Here is a 16,963-nt window from a genome sequence, read left to right on the forward strand (position 1 = left end):
AATAAGTTATTTTAACCAGTAAAATAGATCAGTTAATTAGTGTGATTGGTATAAATAGGTTGTTGTATTTTTAGGTTTGTTTTTGCATTATTTTAGATTTTTTTCAAATAAAAATAATTAAAGTATTGCTGTTCATTATCACGTATCGCATATACTTGTGATATTTCACATTTAAAATAACAGTGTGGAAAATTAATATTTAAAGATAAAAATATCAAGGTGCGTATGAACGTAAATAAAATAGCGTTAACTATTGTTTGATTTGTATTCTGCTTGGCACGACAGTATCTGTGTTAGGTATTTGGGAATATATTGGCGACACGGGGTTAGTGTGGCGTGCATTATCAACATTAGGTGTCGTATTGCTTGGTGTTATTTTATCCGTCGCTATCAATAATATGACCACACAAGAAAGGATAAGTAGTCGCTAATCCTTTCTTGTGTGGTAATTAATAATCAAGGCAAATATAAAGTATTATTTGTTTCTGATAACACGTTTGGTGTGATGACGTTTTTGTATGAGAAGCTATTAAGTAGGTAAATAGAATATGGAAATATCTCAATTAACGCGTATTAATATTAATTTATTAGTCACATTGCAAGTGCTATTACAGGAGCGTAATGCTTCATCTGCTGCGATAAGATTGAATTTAAGTCAGTCGACTATCAGTAAAAATTTGTCACAGCTGAGGCATATTTTTGGTGACCCTCTATTTCATCGAATTTCTCACGGTTTAATGCCGACACCATTAGCACAAGAATTAGAACCCAAACTGAATGTCGCGGTTAATGCGATTAATGAAATATTTTCTCCCTTAGAATTTAATCTTAAAGAGTATAAAGGCTGTTTTAATATTTCGATGCAAGAAAGTGCGTTTGAGTTTGTGTTATCAAAAGTAATGCAACAAGTATTAGATGAAGCGCCTAATATGAGAATTAACACTTGGTTTAAAGACAATATTAGCATTGAACAATTAAACCAAGGGCGATTAGATTTTGTGATTATTCCTCATGATGTTGGCCAACAAATTAATTTAAATAATCAGCTTAATATCGACGAGTTATACAGAGATGAACTAGTTTGTTTAGTACGAGACAAAAATCCTATATTGCAAAAAAAATGGGATCAGAATGCCTATTTAAATAGTAAACATATTCATGTTAAAGATAACGAATTAGGATTACCTATATTTGATCAATCATTATCTAAACTAGGTTTTCAAAGGGATGTGATAGTACAAGCTCCTGATTTTAATGCCGCGACCAGTTTATGTTGCCACTCTGATTTAGTATTCACGACGACTAAAAACTGGGCAGACTCAGTTTTAAAATCTAAGCAATTAGTGAAGCTCAATTTACCTTGTCCATCAGAGCCTGTGGTTTATTCACTTATTTGGCATCGACGTAGTGAAACGAATCATGCTCATCGTTGGTTACGTACACAGTTATTAAATCTATTTAAAGCCTAACTTTACTTTCTTTACTGCTGTCAATTTAGGAAAGTTAAGCTTCAAAGTCTGGTTAAGTATTAAACTCTCTTTAAATACGAAATTCTCTTTAAATACGAAACTGTCTTTAAGTATTAAGGACTGGCTAACGATTAAAACCTCGCAAAGGTAATGTTTTAGCTTGTAGCCAATTTTCTGCCGCGTATTCAGCTTCTCCATCAGTAACATGTAGCGTAAATGCTTGTCGAGATTTTGATGAGCGATTGGGGGCGCTGTAATGAGGTAATCGCCCCTGAAAGACAATTAAGCTACCGGCCTTTACCTCTACACTTTTCCCACTTTTTTCTGTCGGCCAAGGCATATCATCTAACTTAACCATGGTGGTTTGTTTCCCCTCTAAATTAAAACGTTCTCTTAGTGGTCCTAAATGGCCTGCGGGCTCAACCCAAAGGCAACCATTTTCCAGTGTGGCATCTTCAACAGCAAACCATAAAGTAATAACACTCTGAGGAGTTGTAAAAAAGAAGCTCGCATCTTGATGCCAATTAACCACTCCACCTATATTCGGTTGTTTAAAAATATACATAGATTGACGAATTTGCGGGGTTACCATACCGATATCAGACAGGATATCACCTAACAATTTTTGGTGACTAAAAGCACTAAATACAGGATCGAGTTCATGTAATGCGTGGCCAATCTTATTGATGCATAAAGCGCGATCTTGAACTAATTCACCTTGAGCATTAAAGGCTTCTTCTTCAAAGAAACATTTTATTTGTTCAGCAGAATCTAAGAAATAGGAATCATCGCTGCGATCATTATCATTCGTGGTAAAGACATGATCTGGACTATCTTCAGACCATTGATTAACCATTTTATTCGCACGTTTTTTTATGGCTTCTATTTCATATAAAGGAATAACTTCATCCATTACGATGAAGCCTTGCTCATTATAATGTTTTATTTGATCCGCTGATAACATAGGTATCTTCCTTGCTAATAAATTCAAATGGTCGTTAATGTAAATACGGCATCGTATTTTTACTTTTATTTAACAAATATAACGTTAACCAAACATTTCTAATATTGAATAAATCGAATATTCATTTTTCCAAATAGGAATATTAAATAATGGAATAACAGCGGTATTCTGTCTCTACTTATTTTAACTTAATTACTTTTAGTTGCTGCGAGTGAAAGTAATTGAGATGAATAGCTAAAACTATAAAACTATAAAACTATAAAGCTATCAATACTAACAATAGAGACTCAATATGAAGCTTAATTTTCATAAATCACTTTGGGAAGTAGAGTGTACAAATGCGAGTGAATTAAACCATCACTTAGCGGTTATTCAACATGAAGGATATCAAGGAACAGAGTTGTTTTTACCTTTCTACGATATTGATCTTGATACAACTCTTGAAGCGCATGCACTGAGGAAGTTAGATATCATAACGGGTATTGCAACTGATGGAAAAAATGTACAAGAGCATTTAGCGAGTCTGATTAAGCAAGTGGATCGCGCATTATTATTTTCTCCTAAGTTAATAAATTGCCATACAGGACGTGATATTTTTAGTTTAGAAGATAACCTTATTTTATTTAATACGGCGCTTGAACTAGAACAAAAGCATGGCATTACTATTACTCATGAAACTCATCGTTTTAGACCTACTTTTAGCACCTTTGGTACAGAGAAAATTATAGATGCCTTACCTGAATTAAAATTGAATCTAGACATAAGCCATTGGATGGTAGTACATGAGTCTGATTTGACCGACCAACAGGAAAGGTTGGATAAGCTATTTAAATCTGTACATCATATTCATGGTCGAGTGGGTTTTGAAGAAGGCCCTCAGGTAACTAATCCTCAAGATCCTCGTTGGCAAGAGCACCTTATTAATCATACTCAGTGTTGGCAGAAGGTGGTTAATAATGCATTTGCACGTGAAGAAAATGCATTCACTATTACACCTGAATTTGGCCCATTTCCCTATGCTCATGTACATCCAACCACGGGGGCGAACTTAGCAGATATATGGAGAGCTAATCGGTTTATGAAACAACATTTATCAGAACAGTTAGTTATTCCAAAATAAAAGTTTTGTCTTTGAGGGTTAACTTAAGATCTATTGATACAGCCAGGCATTGTATCGGTATTTTTTTGTTTGCTAGATTCTTTTGCTAACAACATTTTTTGAAAAATAATAATTAAAAAGAGCGAGACGGTGATTGCGGCACAAAATATTAATAAAGTAACCATGAAAGTTTCTCGCTTTGATGTTGTGAGTTGAGGTTTGATATTCTTTTCAACTATCTGTGCTCCCATAAGGTCACCAACTTGCCATTTCTCAGGTTCAGCTAAATGTTGGATATTGTTATGGCAATCCACGCAAGCTTGTTCTGTTGCATAGAAAGGCGCTACAGTTCGGACGACTGACTTATCATTTTTTATCACCGAAGTGAGGTTCATATTTTGATGAGAGCTCGTTTGAAGTAAAAGCATTTGACGTCTCATTTTATCGTCAGTTGGCCCTTTATTTATCGACTTACCAGGAAAACCAACCACTTCTGAATGTAAAGATCCCTCAAATAAGGAGCTTAAATTAGCAAGTTCGAGTGCATGAGAGCGATAAATTGCACGACTTGGTAATAAGCCATTGGCGTATTGATCCTCAAAATCAGAATAAGCTTTAACAAATCCTTTACTGAGGTTAATCACTAAATTGCTTTCATTTGTCGCGCTTGCAATGATATCTGTACGTGTTTTATTCAATATGAAAGTGTAAGAGAAAAAAGAGATAACCACAGAAACTACGAGAATGATGATGGCATAACGTGTGGTTAAGATATTGTTAATAGAGGAAATTTTTTGATTGTATTTATTCACACTCTTTCACCTTATATTAGATTTTATGTCATTGTTATGCATTTAAATCATCAAAAATTAATTTTTATATTTATAACTATATAAACTAAGAAGTTGAGTTCGTGAGAGCCTGTAAATACTAGGTTTTTTCAAATATTAAAGATGTTTTGATATGTTATTAATATTTAAGTTAAATTATACCCAATTAGATTTTATATAATAAAATTACAAATAATATGTTTTTTTGTGACTTTATGCATGTTAACTACAAAGGGGTGTTTCTTGCAAGTAAAGTGAACAAAGTAATGGAGATCTGTCTCTTGTTTAGCGGCTAAAAGGAAAAGAAAATGAAAATCGAATTTAGAAAAGCTGAATCAAGTGGGTTTTCCTCTGAGCTTATTCAAGAAAATATGGAGCCTTATTATCTTGCTAAAGGGATTACATGGGACTCCAATTTTTTTGACCGTCATTGGAGACTATTTAAAAACTTAGAGGTTTACTGTAACTCTGAGCGGGTTGGTGTTGTACGCTTTTCATTTAATGATGAAAATTGTTACATCCGAGACTTACAAATAAAATAATCATATCAAGGAAGAGGGATCGGTAGTGATTGTTTACATTATGGTATTGATTTAGCGGCAGCAAGGGGCGATCGTTTTATTAAATTAAAAGTATTCTCAGATAATCCAGCCATTGCTTTATATCAACGTCATGGTTTTAAAAAAGTATCAGAAGTAGGGCTTTTAACTGCAATGGCACTCGAGCTTAATCCAGTTTAAGTGTTTAAAATGAATTTATAAAACGATTATTGATAATTATATATAGCTACCAATCGATTTTAAGTCTATATAAAGGTTAATAATTAATAATTAATAATTAATTATTATTAACTGACAGTTTACGATATTTTTTTAGAGTACCGCTACTTTAGAATGCTATTACCTTAAAATACAGTTACTTCAGAGTGATATGATATTTAAAATATGATCGTCAGTATTATCTCCTTAATATAAAGAGCAAAGACCATGAATGAGTTTTACCCTGAAATAGAGCCATATAATCATTTTTTAATTAATGTAGATAGCCTGCATCAAATCTATGTAGAAGAGTGTGGTAATCCAGATGGTCAAGCGGTGCTGTTTATTCATGGTGGTCCTGGTGGAGGTTGTTCTAAAAACGACAGACGATTTTTTGATCCTGAAAAATATCGTATCATTTTATTTGACCAACGTGGTTGTGGTCGCTCTTTGCCTCACGGATGCTTAGATAATAATGAAACCGGTTTTCTGGTGAGCGATATTGAACAAATTAGAGAAAAACTGGGAATTGAACAGTGGCATATATTTGGTGGGTCGTGGGGAACGACCTTAGCACTTGTTTATGCACAAGCTCACCCAAAAAAGGTAAAGAGTTTAGTCTTACGTGGCATTTTCTTAGGTCGACCGCAAGACACTGACTGGGCTTTCTCTGGAGGTGGTGCAACGCGAATTTATCCTGACTTTTGGCAAGAATACCTTGATGTATTACCTCATGGTAAAGAACAAGCATCAGTTCAAGCTGCTTACGATATTATGGTAGGTGATGATAAAGCCTTGGCATTTAGAGTGGCGAAAGCTTGGAGTATTTGGGAAATTCGTTGTTGTACGTTAATACCAAATCAAGATTTTGTTGATGCAGCAACGAGTGATGAGCAAGCGTGGACAATGGCTCGTCATGAGGCACACTTTATGATCAATAATTGCTTCTTATCTGAGAATCAAATCCTAGCGAACACCGATAAAATTAAAGCTATCCCAGTGACTATAGTACATGGTCGATTTGATATTGTTTGTCCATTTGATAACGCGTGGCAATTACATCAAAAGCTACCTAACTCAACCTTAATTACCAGTGAAGCGTCTGGTCATGCTTCTATTGAAACTAATACTAAACATCATTTAATTGAAGCGACTAAGGCGATGCTATTGTTAGATTAGGAGCGCTATTGTAAAGCGTTACTTTAAAAGCGTTATTTTAAAAAGCATTGCTTTGAAAAGTGCTGAGGGTTTATTTTAGAGTCAGGTAACAAAGTCTAAAATAAAGGAAAAAGTGAGATAACCCTCTGTATGAATAGAGTTATCTCACTGCTTTTTATTGTGGTGGAACATTATTTATTTCACTGCTAATAAAAGGCTAATAAAACACTAAGAGAACTGGCTCATTGTATTATTTTCACCAGAGGCTTTTAGAGCTTGATCACCAGAGAAATACTCTTTGTGATCGTCACCAATATTTGAGCCTGACATATCTTGATGTTTTACAGAATCTAGTGATTGTCTTATCTCTTGGCGTTGCACATTTTCAACATAAGCCAACATAGCACGTTCCCCGAAGTATTCTTTAGCGAGATTATCCGTTGATAACGCTGCCGTATGGTAAGTTGGCAATGTTATTAAGTGATGGAAAATACCTGCATGTTTAGACGCTTCTTTTTGGAAATTTTGTATTTTCAAATCGGCAACACTGGCTAGCTCTGTAATATCGTATTTGATACTCATTAGGTCACTACGTTGATAACCGCTTACGTCCTTTCCTTCTTTTTCCCACGCATCAAATACTTGTTGACGGAAATTTAAGGTCCAGTTAAATGATGGGCTATTGTTGTAAACTAATTTGGCATTAGGCACGACTTCTCGAATACGATTCACCATATTAGCAATGTGCTGTACATTCGGTGTTTCTGTTTCAATCCACAGTAAATCTGCACCATGTTGCAATGAGGTAATACAATCAAGCACTACACGGTCTTCACCTGTATTCGGTTTAAAACGTACTAATCCATTAGGAAGACGGTTTGGCTTAATCAATTCCCCTTCACGGCTTAATACCATATCGCCTGATTTTAAATCAGCTAACGAATTTATTTTCTCACCGTCAATGTAAGCGTTGTATTGCTCAGCTAAATCACCTGGGTATTGAGATACAGGTATTTTTTGCGTTAAACCTGCACCTAATGAATCGGTTCGAGCAACAATAATGCCTTCTTCAACGCCGAGTTCCATAAAGGCGTAACGTACTGCATTTATTTTGGCTAAAAAGTCTTCATGCGGCACAGTTACTTTGCCGTCTTGATGGCCACATTGTTTAGCATCAGACACTTGGTTTTCAATTTGAATACAACAAGCGCCAGCTTCAATCATTTTTTTAGCTAATAGGTAAGTGGCTTCTTCATTACCAAAGCCTGCATCGATATCGGCAATGATAGGGACAACATGTGTTTCAAATTCGTCAATTTGCTTTTGTACTGCTCTTTCTGCAACTTGATCTCCGCTGCTTTGTGCTTGGTCTAAATCATTAAATAAATGATTTAATTCGCGTGCATCGGCTTGTTTTAAGAAAGTGTACAGTTCTTCTATTAACATTGGCACTGAGGTTTTTTCATGCATTGATTGGTCTGGTAAGGGGCCAAACTCAGAGCGCATGGCTGCAACCATCCAACCAGATAAGTAAAGGTAAGTCCCTTTGGTAGTGGTGAAGTGCTTCTTAATAGAGATCATTTTTTGTTGGCCAATAAAACCATGCCAGCAGCCAAGAGATTGTGTGTAATTATCACTATTCTGATCATAAGATTGCATATCATCACGCATAATTTTAGCGGTGTAGTTTGCGATATCTAACCCCGTTTTAAAACGGTTTTGTAAGCGCATACGTGCAATATATTCTGGATTAATCGCGTTCCAAGTTGCACCTTGTTGGTTTATAAATTGGTGCGCGTTATTCATTTCAGCTTTGTAATTCATCATAGTGACCTCTCAAATTATCATGTGTTATCAATAAGTAATTGTTAATGTACAGTGAATAAAAGTGTCTAGATTAAAGTTGTTGCTTTGTTAATTGTTGCCTTGTTAGTGGCTAGTTGGTTAATGCTTGTTTTGCTAAAGCTCGGTACTCATGTAGTAAGGGTTCGGTGTAACCGTTTGGTTGTTTATCCCCTTCAAAAATAAGTGCTTTTGCTGCTTGAAAGGCAAGGCTGTCGTCGGTATTAGGGGTCATATTGCGATAGCCTGATACACCTTGGTTTTGTTTATCAACAATTTGAGCCATGCTTTCCATAACGCAGGTGACTTGTTGTGTCGTACATACGTTATGCATTAACCAGTTGCTAATATGTTGACTGGAAATACGCAAGGTTGCGCGATCTTCCATTAAACCAATATCATTAATATCAGGTACTTTCGAACAGCCAATGCCCATCTCTATCCAGCGCACAACGTAACCTAAAATACCTTGCACATTATTGTTAAGCTCATTTGAAACCTGCGCGTCTGTTAATGTCAACCCTTCAGGCATCACTGGTGGAGTAAGTATGTCTGTGATGCTTGCTGGTGGTCGGTTAATGATAGTTTTCTGCTCTTCAAACACATCAACTTGGTGATAATGTAAAGCATGTAATGTCGCTGCAGTCGGTGAAGGTACCCAAGCGGTATTAGCGCCAGATTGTGGGTGTGCTATTTTATCTTTCATCATTTGATTCATTTCATCTGGCATTGCCCACATCCCTTTGCCAATTTGTGCTTTGCCTGAAAAACCACAACGGAGCCCAATTTCAACATTGTTGTTTTCGTAAGCACTGATCCAAGGTTCCTGTTTAATTGCTGATTTTGGATAAAATGCGCCAGCTAACATACTGGTGTGGATTTCATCGCCAGTTCTGTCTAAGAATCCGGTATTGATGAATACCACGCGCGATTTTGCTTCATGAATACATTGTTTTAGGTTTAACGTAGTACGGCGCTCTTCATCCATAATACCTAGCTTGATAGTGTTCTCTGGGAGGTTAAGCATCAGTTCTATGCGACTAAATAGTTCGCAGGTGAAACGCACTTCTTCAGGTCCATGCAGTTTAGGTTTAACGATATAAATACTGCCTGTACGGCTATTTCTAAAGTTATCGTTTTCACCTTTTTGAAGATCGAGGCTAGCAATTAATGCCGTAATCACACCATCAATAATGCCTTCTGGCGCATTATTGCCACTTTCATCTTGTATTAAATCTGTGCCCATCAAATGACCCACATTACGTACTAACAACACTGAGCGACCTGGTACTCGGTAGCTTTCACCAGATTTAGCCGTGAAGTTACGATCGTAATTTAATTTACGTGTTACAGATTGGTTGTCTTTGGTAAATGTCGCCTCAAGCGTTCCTTGCATTAGACCTAACCAATTCCGGTATGCAGCCACTTTGTCGCTACTATCAACGGTTGAAACAGAATCTTCAAAATCCATAATAGTGGTGAGTGCGGATTCCATTTGAATATCATCAAGGCCTGCTTTATCGTTTGCACCGATTTTTCCTGTGCGGTCAATATGCAACCCAACATGTAATCCATTGTTTTTGAGTAATAAGTAATTCGGAGATGTTTTAGAGCCATCAAAGGCAACAAATTGACATGGATTTTTTAAACCTGATTCAGTTCCATCAGATAAAAAAGCCAGTATATGTTGGTAATAAACTAAGTAGCTTGTTACATCATGATGAGAACCCGTTGTTAATGGGAATTGCTCATCTAAAAAATCCTTGGCTTTATTAATAACGGCTTGGCCACGTTGCGGGTTAAATCCTTCTTTATGGGCTAACTCATCGTTATTCGCAATAACATCTGTTCCATAAAAAGCATCGTATAAGCTTCCCCAACGAGCATTAGCTGCATTTAATGCAAAGCGTGCATTGCTCACAGGTACCACCAGTTGTGGACCTGCCATTGTTGATATTTCAGCATCGACATTGTCAGTTTCAATAGTGAAATCATCGATCATTGGAGTGAGGTAACCGATACTTTGTAAAAATGCTTGGTAAGCTTTTGTTGAGTGTTCTGGGCTAATATTATTAGCCAACGTGTTTTCACGATGCCATTGGTCAATTTTATGCTGCATCTGACGGCGTGTATTTAATAGGGCAGTATTTTGATGTGAAAAATCATTAATTAAACAATTTAGATCAGCCCAAAAATGAATACTATTAAGTGAGGTTTGCGGTAAAACTTCATCATTAATAAACTGATAAAATTCAGGATTAGTCAGGCATTGTTTCTCTAGAGGTAAATTCATATTTCGTCTCCTTGATATTATCAATTAACTTTAAAGTAGATATTGAATAACCTTTGAGCGCACATTTATTGAACTTTTGTTGCTCACTTGTTAATCAGTTGTTGTTACTATAAAGAAATAATTTATATAATTTCACAAAGAAAATTACACAGAGTAAATTTTACAAAATGAAAATAAAAAAGAGCTTGGCAAGGCAATCTCATTACTTAGGCACAAAAATACGTAATTTACGTAAACGTAATGGCTTAACCTTGGATGATTTATCTTCGAGATGTATTAAGTTAGATGCAGAATATGCACCTTCTGTTTCTTATTTGTCGATGATCGAACGTGGTAAGCGAGTTCCTAGAGAAGAGATGCTAGAAGTGATTGCGACTGTATTTCAAAAGCAACCAGAATGGTTTTTAGATGACGCGGCTGAAGTACAAGATATTATTCCTACTAAAGGTAACCGAGGTGGTATTCGAGGGATGGCACTCGAGCCTAGTTTTTTATTTTCAAATGAAATTTTACAAATCGCTATTCCAGAAATGTTATCGCAAACTGGGACAACAGGTCGCCAATTCGCACATTTATTAATTCGAGCACATCAAGAACACCATCAAAATCATTTTCCTGATTTAGAGCGATCCGCAGAGGAAGTCGGTTTGAAAAAAATGCCACTTCATGTTGAAGATTTAATTGAAATTACTGAAGCCCGTGGTTTGAAAATAAGCTGGTTTACACGTTTACCTGATAGTGAATATGACAGTAACAATAGTGATAAAATGGTCACCTCTTTTTTTAAACCTCCTCGTACTGTGTACTTAAATAAGATACTGAAAAAAAACATTACGCGACTAAAATATGAACTAGCAGTACATATAGGCCATAATGTTTTACACAATAGTGACGGTGAAAAAAGTATTATGGTGGCAGGGGAGCGTGCTCAATACGATAGCCAACATAATAAAACCAGGTCTTCTAGCCAATTAGACGCCCAAGACATCTTGCATGCGTGGCGTGATTTTGAATGTAGTTTTTTTGCCGCTGCTTTACTTTGTCCTAAAGTGCCGTTTCGACAATTACTTGATCAGCATGGTTATGAGATTGATATTTGTAAAAAAATAGAAGTATCAGAAGCCGTGGTTATGCGACGGATGACGGCGGTTTCTGCTTACCCGCATTGGCACTATTTTGATGCCTATGGGCAAGGTAAATTAAGAGCGGTATACAGAGGGAACGGTATTCCACTGCCCTGGGGAAATATGACCATTGCACATGATCCTTGTAAACATTGGTCTGTGTTTAGAATGTTAGAAAAACAAGCAGAGGGGACGGCGGCGCAGTTTTCGATTTTAACGGAAAATGGCGTTGCGAAAATTTATTGTTGTGAATCTATTAAGGTAAAAGATCTTAATGATGCCAGCCACGTATTGTGTACTGGTATTGAATTAAACTCAGCGATTGATGCTCAAGGACACGACTCTGTTACGTTAGTAGATGAGTTACAAAGGTTATGTGTCGACAATGGTGGATCGAGCAATATCCCAGTTAAAATTAAGAAAATACTCAATAGCGTTGCACGTATTCTTAATATTAATTGGATAGCACGTGGTATTGAGCAAGAAGCCCAGCTTATTTGTGTTCGAGGAGCCGTTTGCCCAAGAAAACCAAGCTGTTACTGCAATTAATAAATATCATTCTCATACTTAACATTTAGCTTCTAGGATTTTAATGAAAAATAAACGTATTGTTAAACATACTCTGTTAGTGCTTTTAACCATGTTATTTGTAACTGGTTGCGTTAGTTGGTTAGCGCCTAATGTAAAATCTGAGTTGGTTGAATTACAAGCCGGTGAGTATCAGCTTGACTCTAAACATGCCGCCTTACTTTTTAAAATTCAGCATTTAGGGTTATCAACTTATGTAGGACGTTTTAATACGTTTGATGCTCAACTTAATTTTGATCCAAAGAATATGGCTGCCGCCTCATTAAAGGCTGTTGTAGATATCAACTCCATTGATGTTAATAATGATGCTTTAAGTGAGACATTACAAAATGATACTTGGTTTAGTAGCACACAATATCCACAAGCATTTTTTGTAAGTCATACCGTGACATTGGTATCTGATACTGTTTTTAACTTTACGGGAGACTTAACATTAAGAGGGGTAACAAAACCTGTCACGTTTAAAGCAACTTTTCATGGTGGTGCAGATAATTGGCTAACAGGTAACTACACTCTTGGTTTTAGCGCTGTAGGCCAAATTAAACGTTCTGATTTTGGCATGGACAGTTATATACCTATTGTCGGCGATCAGATTGATTTAGAAATATATGCTGAGTTTGTCAAATAGCTTTTTCTTCCTATCGAGTGTGAAGGTATTTAGCAGACTTTTATTGTTGCTTACCCAATATTCAAAGCACTCTTTATATTTAACCTTTATATCTATACTAATGTAAATACCAATACCAATACCTATCTCTAAAATAGCTCTTTATTTGTATGACTTATTGTGGGTGGTGAATTAGCCGGTAAAGCATCCTCCTTTAGCTTCTCTCTTTTTAGTTTGTTGTAATAACTTATATGCCTATCTATCAATAAATATAAAGCCATACTTTAAATGATACCTTTAAATAATATCTTGGGTCTTAACTTAAGTGTCTATTTAATATGAGTTTTATATGGGTTGTATCTATTGTAAAGGACGTTTAATGTTGTTTATGTTTTACACCCTAATAACACATTTAATTTCATAATACGATTAACTTCAAACTTTAAAAAAGTAACATTATTTGTTTTACTCAACTTAATTATTGTTTAATAATACTAAAATAATACAAATTAAATGTAAAAGAAGCAATTTTTTGTAGAAAAAGCAGCGCTTAGTAAATAGCGTTAATAAAAGTACTTCAATAAAAGCGCGAGTAAGAATACAAGAATAAAAAAACTCAGCCATTTTATTGAATTTATTGATCACTAGAGGAGAAACTAATGAAAATATTAACATTTGGCGAAATGATGTTACGTCTAAAACCGTTAGCATTCGAACGCATCTTACAAACAAATACTTTTGAGGCAGCTTATGGTGGAGCTGAAGCTAATGTTGCAGTTTCTCTGGCATTATTAGGTCATGACGCCGCTTATTTATCTAAGTTTCCTGAAAATCCATTGGGTGATGCCGCTGTTGGTACATTAAGAAAATTTGGTGTCGATACCAGTCGAACTTTACGTGGTGGTCCAAGATTAGGTATGTATTTCTTTGAAAAAGGTAATGGCGTTAGAGGCACTGGGGTCGTTTATGACCGAGCAGGTAGTTCTATTGCAACCGCAACGAGTGATGAGTTTGATTGGTCTACTTTATTAAAAGATGTGGGGGTTTTCTATTTTTCAGGCATTACGCCAGCGATTTCAAAAGAGTTAGAAATCGCATTAAAAAGTGCATTAGATTATTGTAAAGCCAACAATATTACCGTGGTCTGTGATTTGAACTATCGTGGGAAAATGTGGAAACCAGCACAAGCTCAAGTGGTGATGCATGAATTAATGCCATTCGTTGATGTTTGTGTCGCGAACGATGAAGACTTTGAAGCTATGTTAGGTATTAAAGCTTTTGATGGCGACCTGTCTAATGGTATCTGCCAAATAGAAGATTTCCGTGAAGGGATGAAAGAAATCACTAAACGTTACCCAAATTGTAAAACAGTAGCAAGTGTTCTACGTGATATTAACTCTGTAGAACAAAGTGATTGGATGGCTATTTTATACCAAAATGATCAGTTCTATGACACACCGATACATAATGTAAATGTCATGGAAGGCGTTGCTGCTGGGGATGCTTTTGGGGCCGGCTTATTACACGGTTTGGTTAATAAACTTGAACCACAAGAAACAATTGAATTTGCTATTGCAGCGAGTGTTTTAAAGCTGTCTATTAGTGGTGATTTAAACTTAGTCACTGAACCAGAAATTCGTAGTGCTATGCAAAAAGGTGCGAATGCACGATTGAGTCGTTAATTCGTTAATTCGCTAGTTCGTTTGTTAATAGGTTAATAGATTAATAAGCATCGTTGCAATGATGCTTATTAACTAACGTACCCGAAATAAAAGCATTGATGTAGCAACGCTATATTAATGCTTTCACACTATTTGATTATCTTATCTCTTCTTTTATTTAAAGCTTAATCACTGTTTTTATTAGATCGTCATTTAGGGGGTAGTTTATAGTCTAAGCGATAGATTTATTGGTATGCTTACTTATAAAAGTGATTGTGGACTTAATGAACCATAATGATTGGATTTAGCGTTCCTTTTTCTTCTGCTTTGTTATCTTTATGATTCTTCCATAGTCATTAATCATTAATTTAAATTTGGAAAAAGTCATGTCTCATCAAATAATCAAAGATCTTAATAATCGTTACACAGCTAAACAATATGATTCAGCTAAACGCATTTCAGCGGAAGATATGGACGTGCTTAAAGAAGCTCTTCGTTTATCTGCTTCTTCTATTAACGCGCAACCTTGGAAGTTTATTGTGCTAGAAAGTGACCAAGCAAAAGAGCGTTTTCATGGAACGTTTGCTAATAAGCATCAGTTCAATCAACATCATGCTAAACAAGCATCACATACTATTTTATTTGCTCATAATCCTAATTTTACTAAAGATGATTATAGAAAAGTGGTTGATGTTGAAGTCTCTTCAGGTCATTTACCTGCAGAAAGATATGATGCTATGTTAGACGGTGCTTTCGGTTTTGTTGAATCAAATACTGATGAAAAAGGGTTTAATGGACATTGGACAAAAGCACAAACGTATATTGCGCTTGGTAATGCGTTGCACGTGTTAGCGCGTTTAGGTATTGACTCTACGCCTATGGAAGGTGTTGATGCAGAACTCATCGGCGAAACGTTTAAAGACGAATTAAATGGTTATGTTTGTGATGTTGCGTTAGCGATTGGTTACCATAAAGGTGGTGAAGATTATAACCACGGCTTACAAAAAGCACGTTTACCTGCTGAAGATGTTATTACTGTTCTTTAATGCTTCACTTTAAATAGCATTTTAAAACAGTCCTTTACAACAGATTTTTGCAATATTTTTTTATAATAGAGCCTCATAATAGATCGCTAAATAACATGCTAATATTTTAGAGCTAAAGTGAAGTTAAAAACTGGCTAGGTATTTACCTGGCCTTTTTTATACTTAATTATTTTAGATGGACTTGATCAGTGCAAACTCTGGGAGTATGTTACGCGCTAGTGATACAAAACCAGATTTTTATAAGCGACTCTGGCTATTTTCATCCATAAAATAGCTTACTGTTATAATGGTAAATCCCATAAATTAAGGTTTCATATGTTTAGTCAATACCAGCAGCAATGTGAAGAATTTATTGTCGCGAATATGAAAACCGATTTAGCACATGACCTATTACATGTTAAACGTGTGGTGGCATTGGCGACTCAAATTGCTAAAGGAGAACAGGCTGAATTGAATGTTGTTTTACCTGCCGCTTGGTTACATGATTGTTTGAGTTACCCGAAAAACCATGCATTACGATCATTGAGCTCCTTACATGCTGCAGATAAAGCGATTATTTTTTTACGCAGTATTGATTACCCTGAACAGTATTTATTAGCTATTCATCATGCTATTTCTGCACATAGTGTCAGTGGTGGGTTAGTAGCTGATACACTTGAAGCTAAAATTGTACAGGATGCCGATAGATTAGATGCATTAGGCGCAATTGGTATTGCCCGTTGTATCCAAGTTAGTAGCCAATTACAGCGACCTTTATATTCACCTGAAGATGCTTTTGCGGTAGATCGAGAAGTGGATGATCAGAGGTTTACGATAGATCACTTTTATAAAAAACTATTAACACTAGCTGCTTCAATGAATACTGAGCTAGGCAAAGAGATAGCTCTTCAACGTACTCGGTTTATGGAGAGTTACTTAAAGCAATTAGCGTTAGAAGTTTAAATCTAAATCTAAATCTATACCTACCCCTATCCCTACCCCTAAATCTAACCCTATACCCGTTATCATTCAAAGTGCAAAATTCAGCAAGCGGTGAAATGAACAGATGCTAGGCAGAAAGAGGAATATCTAACGAGTTAAATCGGCTCTTTCAACAACTAAGATGTTTACTTCATAGCTTGGTCTCTGGGTAGTTAGCTTGAAAGCCAACTCTCCATTACAACTTTCGATAAGAGCTCGCCATTGTCATTATGTTGTGCCTTGATTTGGAGTTTAAGCTCAAAGCTCCTTGAGCGGTAATGGGTATAGATACATATAATACCAATCACACTAATTAAGTTATCTATTTTACTTGTTAAAATAACTTATTTCTTCGTTGTAAATTTCGTAAAGGGAACAACCATTTAGCTCAATTTTCGCCTTGAACTAACTCATTTTTCCTGCGCAAAATTTAGATCACTTATTTAATGTAATCGGTATAATTATTTATTTAAATTCAAGTGATTAAGTGCCTGTTAACTGCTTAGTACAAAGTGCTATTAAATTACAAAATGGCTTGATACTTGTCTTTTATTTGTGTTTAAA

At 35.8% G+C, this 16,963-nt stretch carries 14 protein-coding genes and 1 pseudogene; 11 read left to right on the plus strand and 4 right to left on the minus strand.

Features of this window, described 5'->3' with window-relative positions; genetic code table 11:
• Positions 1-257 precede the first annotated feature (257 nt).
• Together V6255_RS14145 and V6255_RS14150 are read left to right on the plus strand one after the other, a co-directional pair.
• Complete coding sequence (locus V6255_RS14145; RefSeq protein WP_341628742.1) at positions 258-431, plus strand: hypothetical protein; 174 nt, start codon at positions 258-260, stop codon at positions 429-431.
• A gap of 117 nt (positions 432-548) precedes the next feature.
• Positions 549-1,469 (plus strand): LysR family transcriptional regulator, encoded by a 921-nt coding sequence (locus V6255_RS14150; protein ID WP_341628743.1) that lies wholly within the window; start codon positions 549-551, stop codon positions 1,467-1,469.
• A 124-nt stretch (positions 1,470-1,593) separates the two neighbouring features.
• Here the strand turns inward: V6255_RS14150 and V6255_RS14155 are convergent, their stop codons facing one another.
• On the minus strand, positions 1,594-2,433 hold the full coding sequence (locus V6255_RS14155) for a phytanoyl-CoA dioxygenase family protein (protein ID WP_341628744.1): 840 nt from the start codon (positions 2,431-2,433) through the stop codon (positions 1,594-1,596).
• A gap of 292 nt (positions 2,434-2,725) precedes the next feature.
• On the opposite strand from V6255_RS14155, the gene V6255_RS14160 reads away from it, so the two are divergent.
• On the plus strand, positions 2,726-3,553 hold the full coding sequence (locus V6255_RS14160) for a sugar phosphate isomerase/epimerase family protein (protein ID WP_341628745.1): 828 nt from the start codon (positions 2,726-2,728) through the stop codon (positions 3,551-3,553).
• A gap of 23 nt (positions 3,554-3,576) precedes the next feature.
• On the opposite strand, the gene V6255_RS14165 is transcribed toward V6255_RS14160, so the two are convergent.
• Entirely contained in the window at positions 3,577-4,344 is a 768-nt protein-coding gene (locus V6255_RS14165) for a c-type heme family protein (RefSeq protein WP_341628746.1), read from the minus strand.
• 326 nt (positions 4,345-4,670) lie between these two features.
• On the opposite strand from V6255_RS14165, the gene V6255_RS14170 reads away from it, so the two are divergent.
• The 3 genes and pseudogenes from V6255_RS14170 (at position 4,671) to pip (ending at position 6,299) form a co-directional block, all read left to right on the plus strand.
• On the plus strand, positions 4,671-4,904 hold the full coding sequence (locus tag V6255_RS14170) for a hypothetical protein (protein WP_341628747.1): 234 nt from the start codon (positions 4,671-4,673) through the stop codon (positions 4,902-4,904).
• A gap of 12 nt (positions 4,905-4,916) precedes the next feature.
• Positions 4,917-5,102 (plus strand): annotated as a pseudogene (locus tag V6255_RS19340) (GNAT family N-acetyltransferase); the annotation flags it as partial.
• 246 nt (positions 5,103-5,348) lie between these two features.
• Positions 5,349-6,299 carry a prolyl aminopeptidase gene (gene pip / locus V6255_RS14175; protein WP_341628748.1) on the plus strand — a complete coding sequence of 317 codons (951 nt, stop codon included), beginning with the start codon at positions 5,349-5,351 and terminating at the stop codon, positions 6,297-6,299.
• Between the two features lie 207 nt (positions 6,300-6,506).
• Here the strand turns inward: pip and V6255_RS14180 are convergent, their stop codons facing one another.
• Positions 6,507-8,105, minus strand: a complete 1,599-nt coding sequence (locus V6255_RS14180; protein ID WP_425355933.1) for an isocitrate lyase — start codon at positions 8,103-8,105, stop codon at positions 6,507-6,509.
• Between the two features lie 109 nt (positions 8,106-8,214).
• Positions 8,215-10,413: a malate synthase G gene (locus V6255_RS14185; RefSeq protein WP_341628749.1), complete on the minus strand. Its 2,199-nt coding sequence runs from the start codon at positions 10,411-10,413 to the stop codon at positions 8,215-8,217.
• Positions 10,414-10,580: 167 nt separating this feature from the next.
• Between V6255_RS14185 and V6255_RS14190 the strand changes: the two genes are divergently transcribed.
• The 5 genes from V6255_RS14190 to V6255_RS14210 all read left to right on the plus strand — a co-directional run bounded on the left by V6255_RS14190 (position 10,581) and on the right by V6255_RS14210 (position 16,381).
• Positions 10,581-12,086, plus strand: a complete 1,506-nt coding sequence (locus V6255_RS14190; RefSeq protein ID WP_341628750.1) for a DUF3612 domain-containing protein — start codon at positions 10,581-10,583, stop codon at positions 12,084-12,086.
• Positions 12,087-12,129: 43 nt separating this feature from the next.
• Entirely contained in the window at positions 12,130-12,753 is a 624-nt protein-coding gene (locus tag V6255_RS14195; RefSeq protein ID WP_341628751.1) for a YceI family protein, read from the plus strand.
• 638 nt (positions 12,754-13,391) lie between these two features.
• On the plus strand, positions 13,392-14,414 hold the full coding sequence (locus V6255_RS14200; protein ID WP_341628752.1) for a sugar kinase: 1,023 nt from the start codon (positions 13,392-13,394) through the stop codon (positions 14,412-14,414).
• 365 nt (positions 14,415-14,779) lie between these two features.
• Positions 14,780-15,439 carry a nitroreductase family protein gene (locus V6255_RS14205; RefSeq protein WP_341628753.1) on the plus strand — a complete coding sequence of 220 codons (660 nt, stop codon included), beginning with the start codon at positions 14,780-14,782 and terminating at the stop codon, positions 15,437-15,439.
• A 315-nt stretch (positions 15,440-15,754) separates the two neighbouring features.
• Positions 15,755-16,381, plus strand: a complete 627-nt coding sequence (locus V6255_RS14210) for an HD domain-containing protein (protein WP_341628754.1) — start codon at positions 15,755-15,757, stop codon at positions 16,379-16,381.
• The last annotated feature ends 582 nt before the right edge of the window (positions 16,382-16,963 follow it).

The organism is Psychromonas arctica (genome assembly GCF_038155225.1).
In the GTDB taxonomy this organism is placed as follows: Bacteria; Pseudomonadota; Gammaproteobacteria; order Enterobacterales; family Psychromonadaceae; genus Psychromonas; species Psychromonas arctica_B.

Excerpts from the sequence above, each read along its gene's own strand:
- V6255_RS14150 (WP_341628743.1), top strand. The coding sequence starts at position 549 with ATGGAAATATCTCAATTAACGCGTATTAATATTAATTTATTAGTCACA.
- V6255_RS14155 (WP_341628744.1), bottom strand. The coding sequence starts at position 2,433 with ATGTTATCAGCGGATCAAATAAAACATTATAATGAGCAAGGCTTCATC.
- V6255_RS14160 (WP_341628745.1), top strand. The coding sequence starts at position 2,726 with ATGAAGCTTAATTTTCATAAATCACTTTGGGAAGTAGAGTGTACAAAT.
- V6255_RS14170 (WP_341628747.1), top strand. The coding sequence starts at position 4,671 with ATGAAAATCGAATTTAGAAAAGCTGAATCAAGTGGGTTTTCCTCTGAG.
- pip (WP_341628748.1), top strand. The coding sequence starts at position 5,349 with ATGAATGAGTTTTACCCTGAAATAGAGCCATATAATCATTTTTTAATT.
- V6255_RS14180 (WP_425355933.1), bottom strand. The coding sequence starts at position 8,105 with ATGATGAATTACAAAGCTGAAATGAATAACGCGCACCAATTTATAAAC.
- V6255_RS14185 (WP_341628749.1), bottom strand. The coding sequence starts at position 10,413 with ATGAATTTACCTCTAGAGAAACAATGCCTGACTAATCCTGAATTTTAT.
- V6255_RS14190 (WP_341628750.1), top strand. The coding sequence starts at position 10,581 with ATGAAAATAAAAAAGAGCTTGGCAAGGCAATCTCATTACTTAGGCACA.
- V6255_RS14195 (WP_341628751.1), top strand. The coding sequence starts at position 12,130 with ATGAAAAATAAACGTATTGTTAAACATACTCTGTTAGTGCTTTTAACC.
- V6255_RS14200 (WP_341628752.1), top strand. The coding sequence starts at position 13,392 with ATGAAAATATTAACATTTGGCGAAATGATGTTACGTCTAAAACCGTTA.
- V6255_RS14205 (WP_341628753.1), top strand. The coding sequence starts at position 14,780 with ATGTCTCATCAAATAATCAAAGATCTTAATAATCGTTACACAGCTAAA.
- V6255_RS14210 (WP_341628754.1), top strand. The coding sequence starts at position 15,755 with ATGTTTAGTCAATACCAGCAGCAATGTGAAGAATTTATTGTCGCGAAT.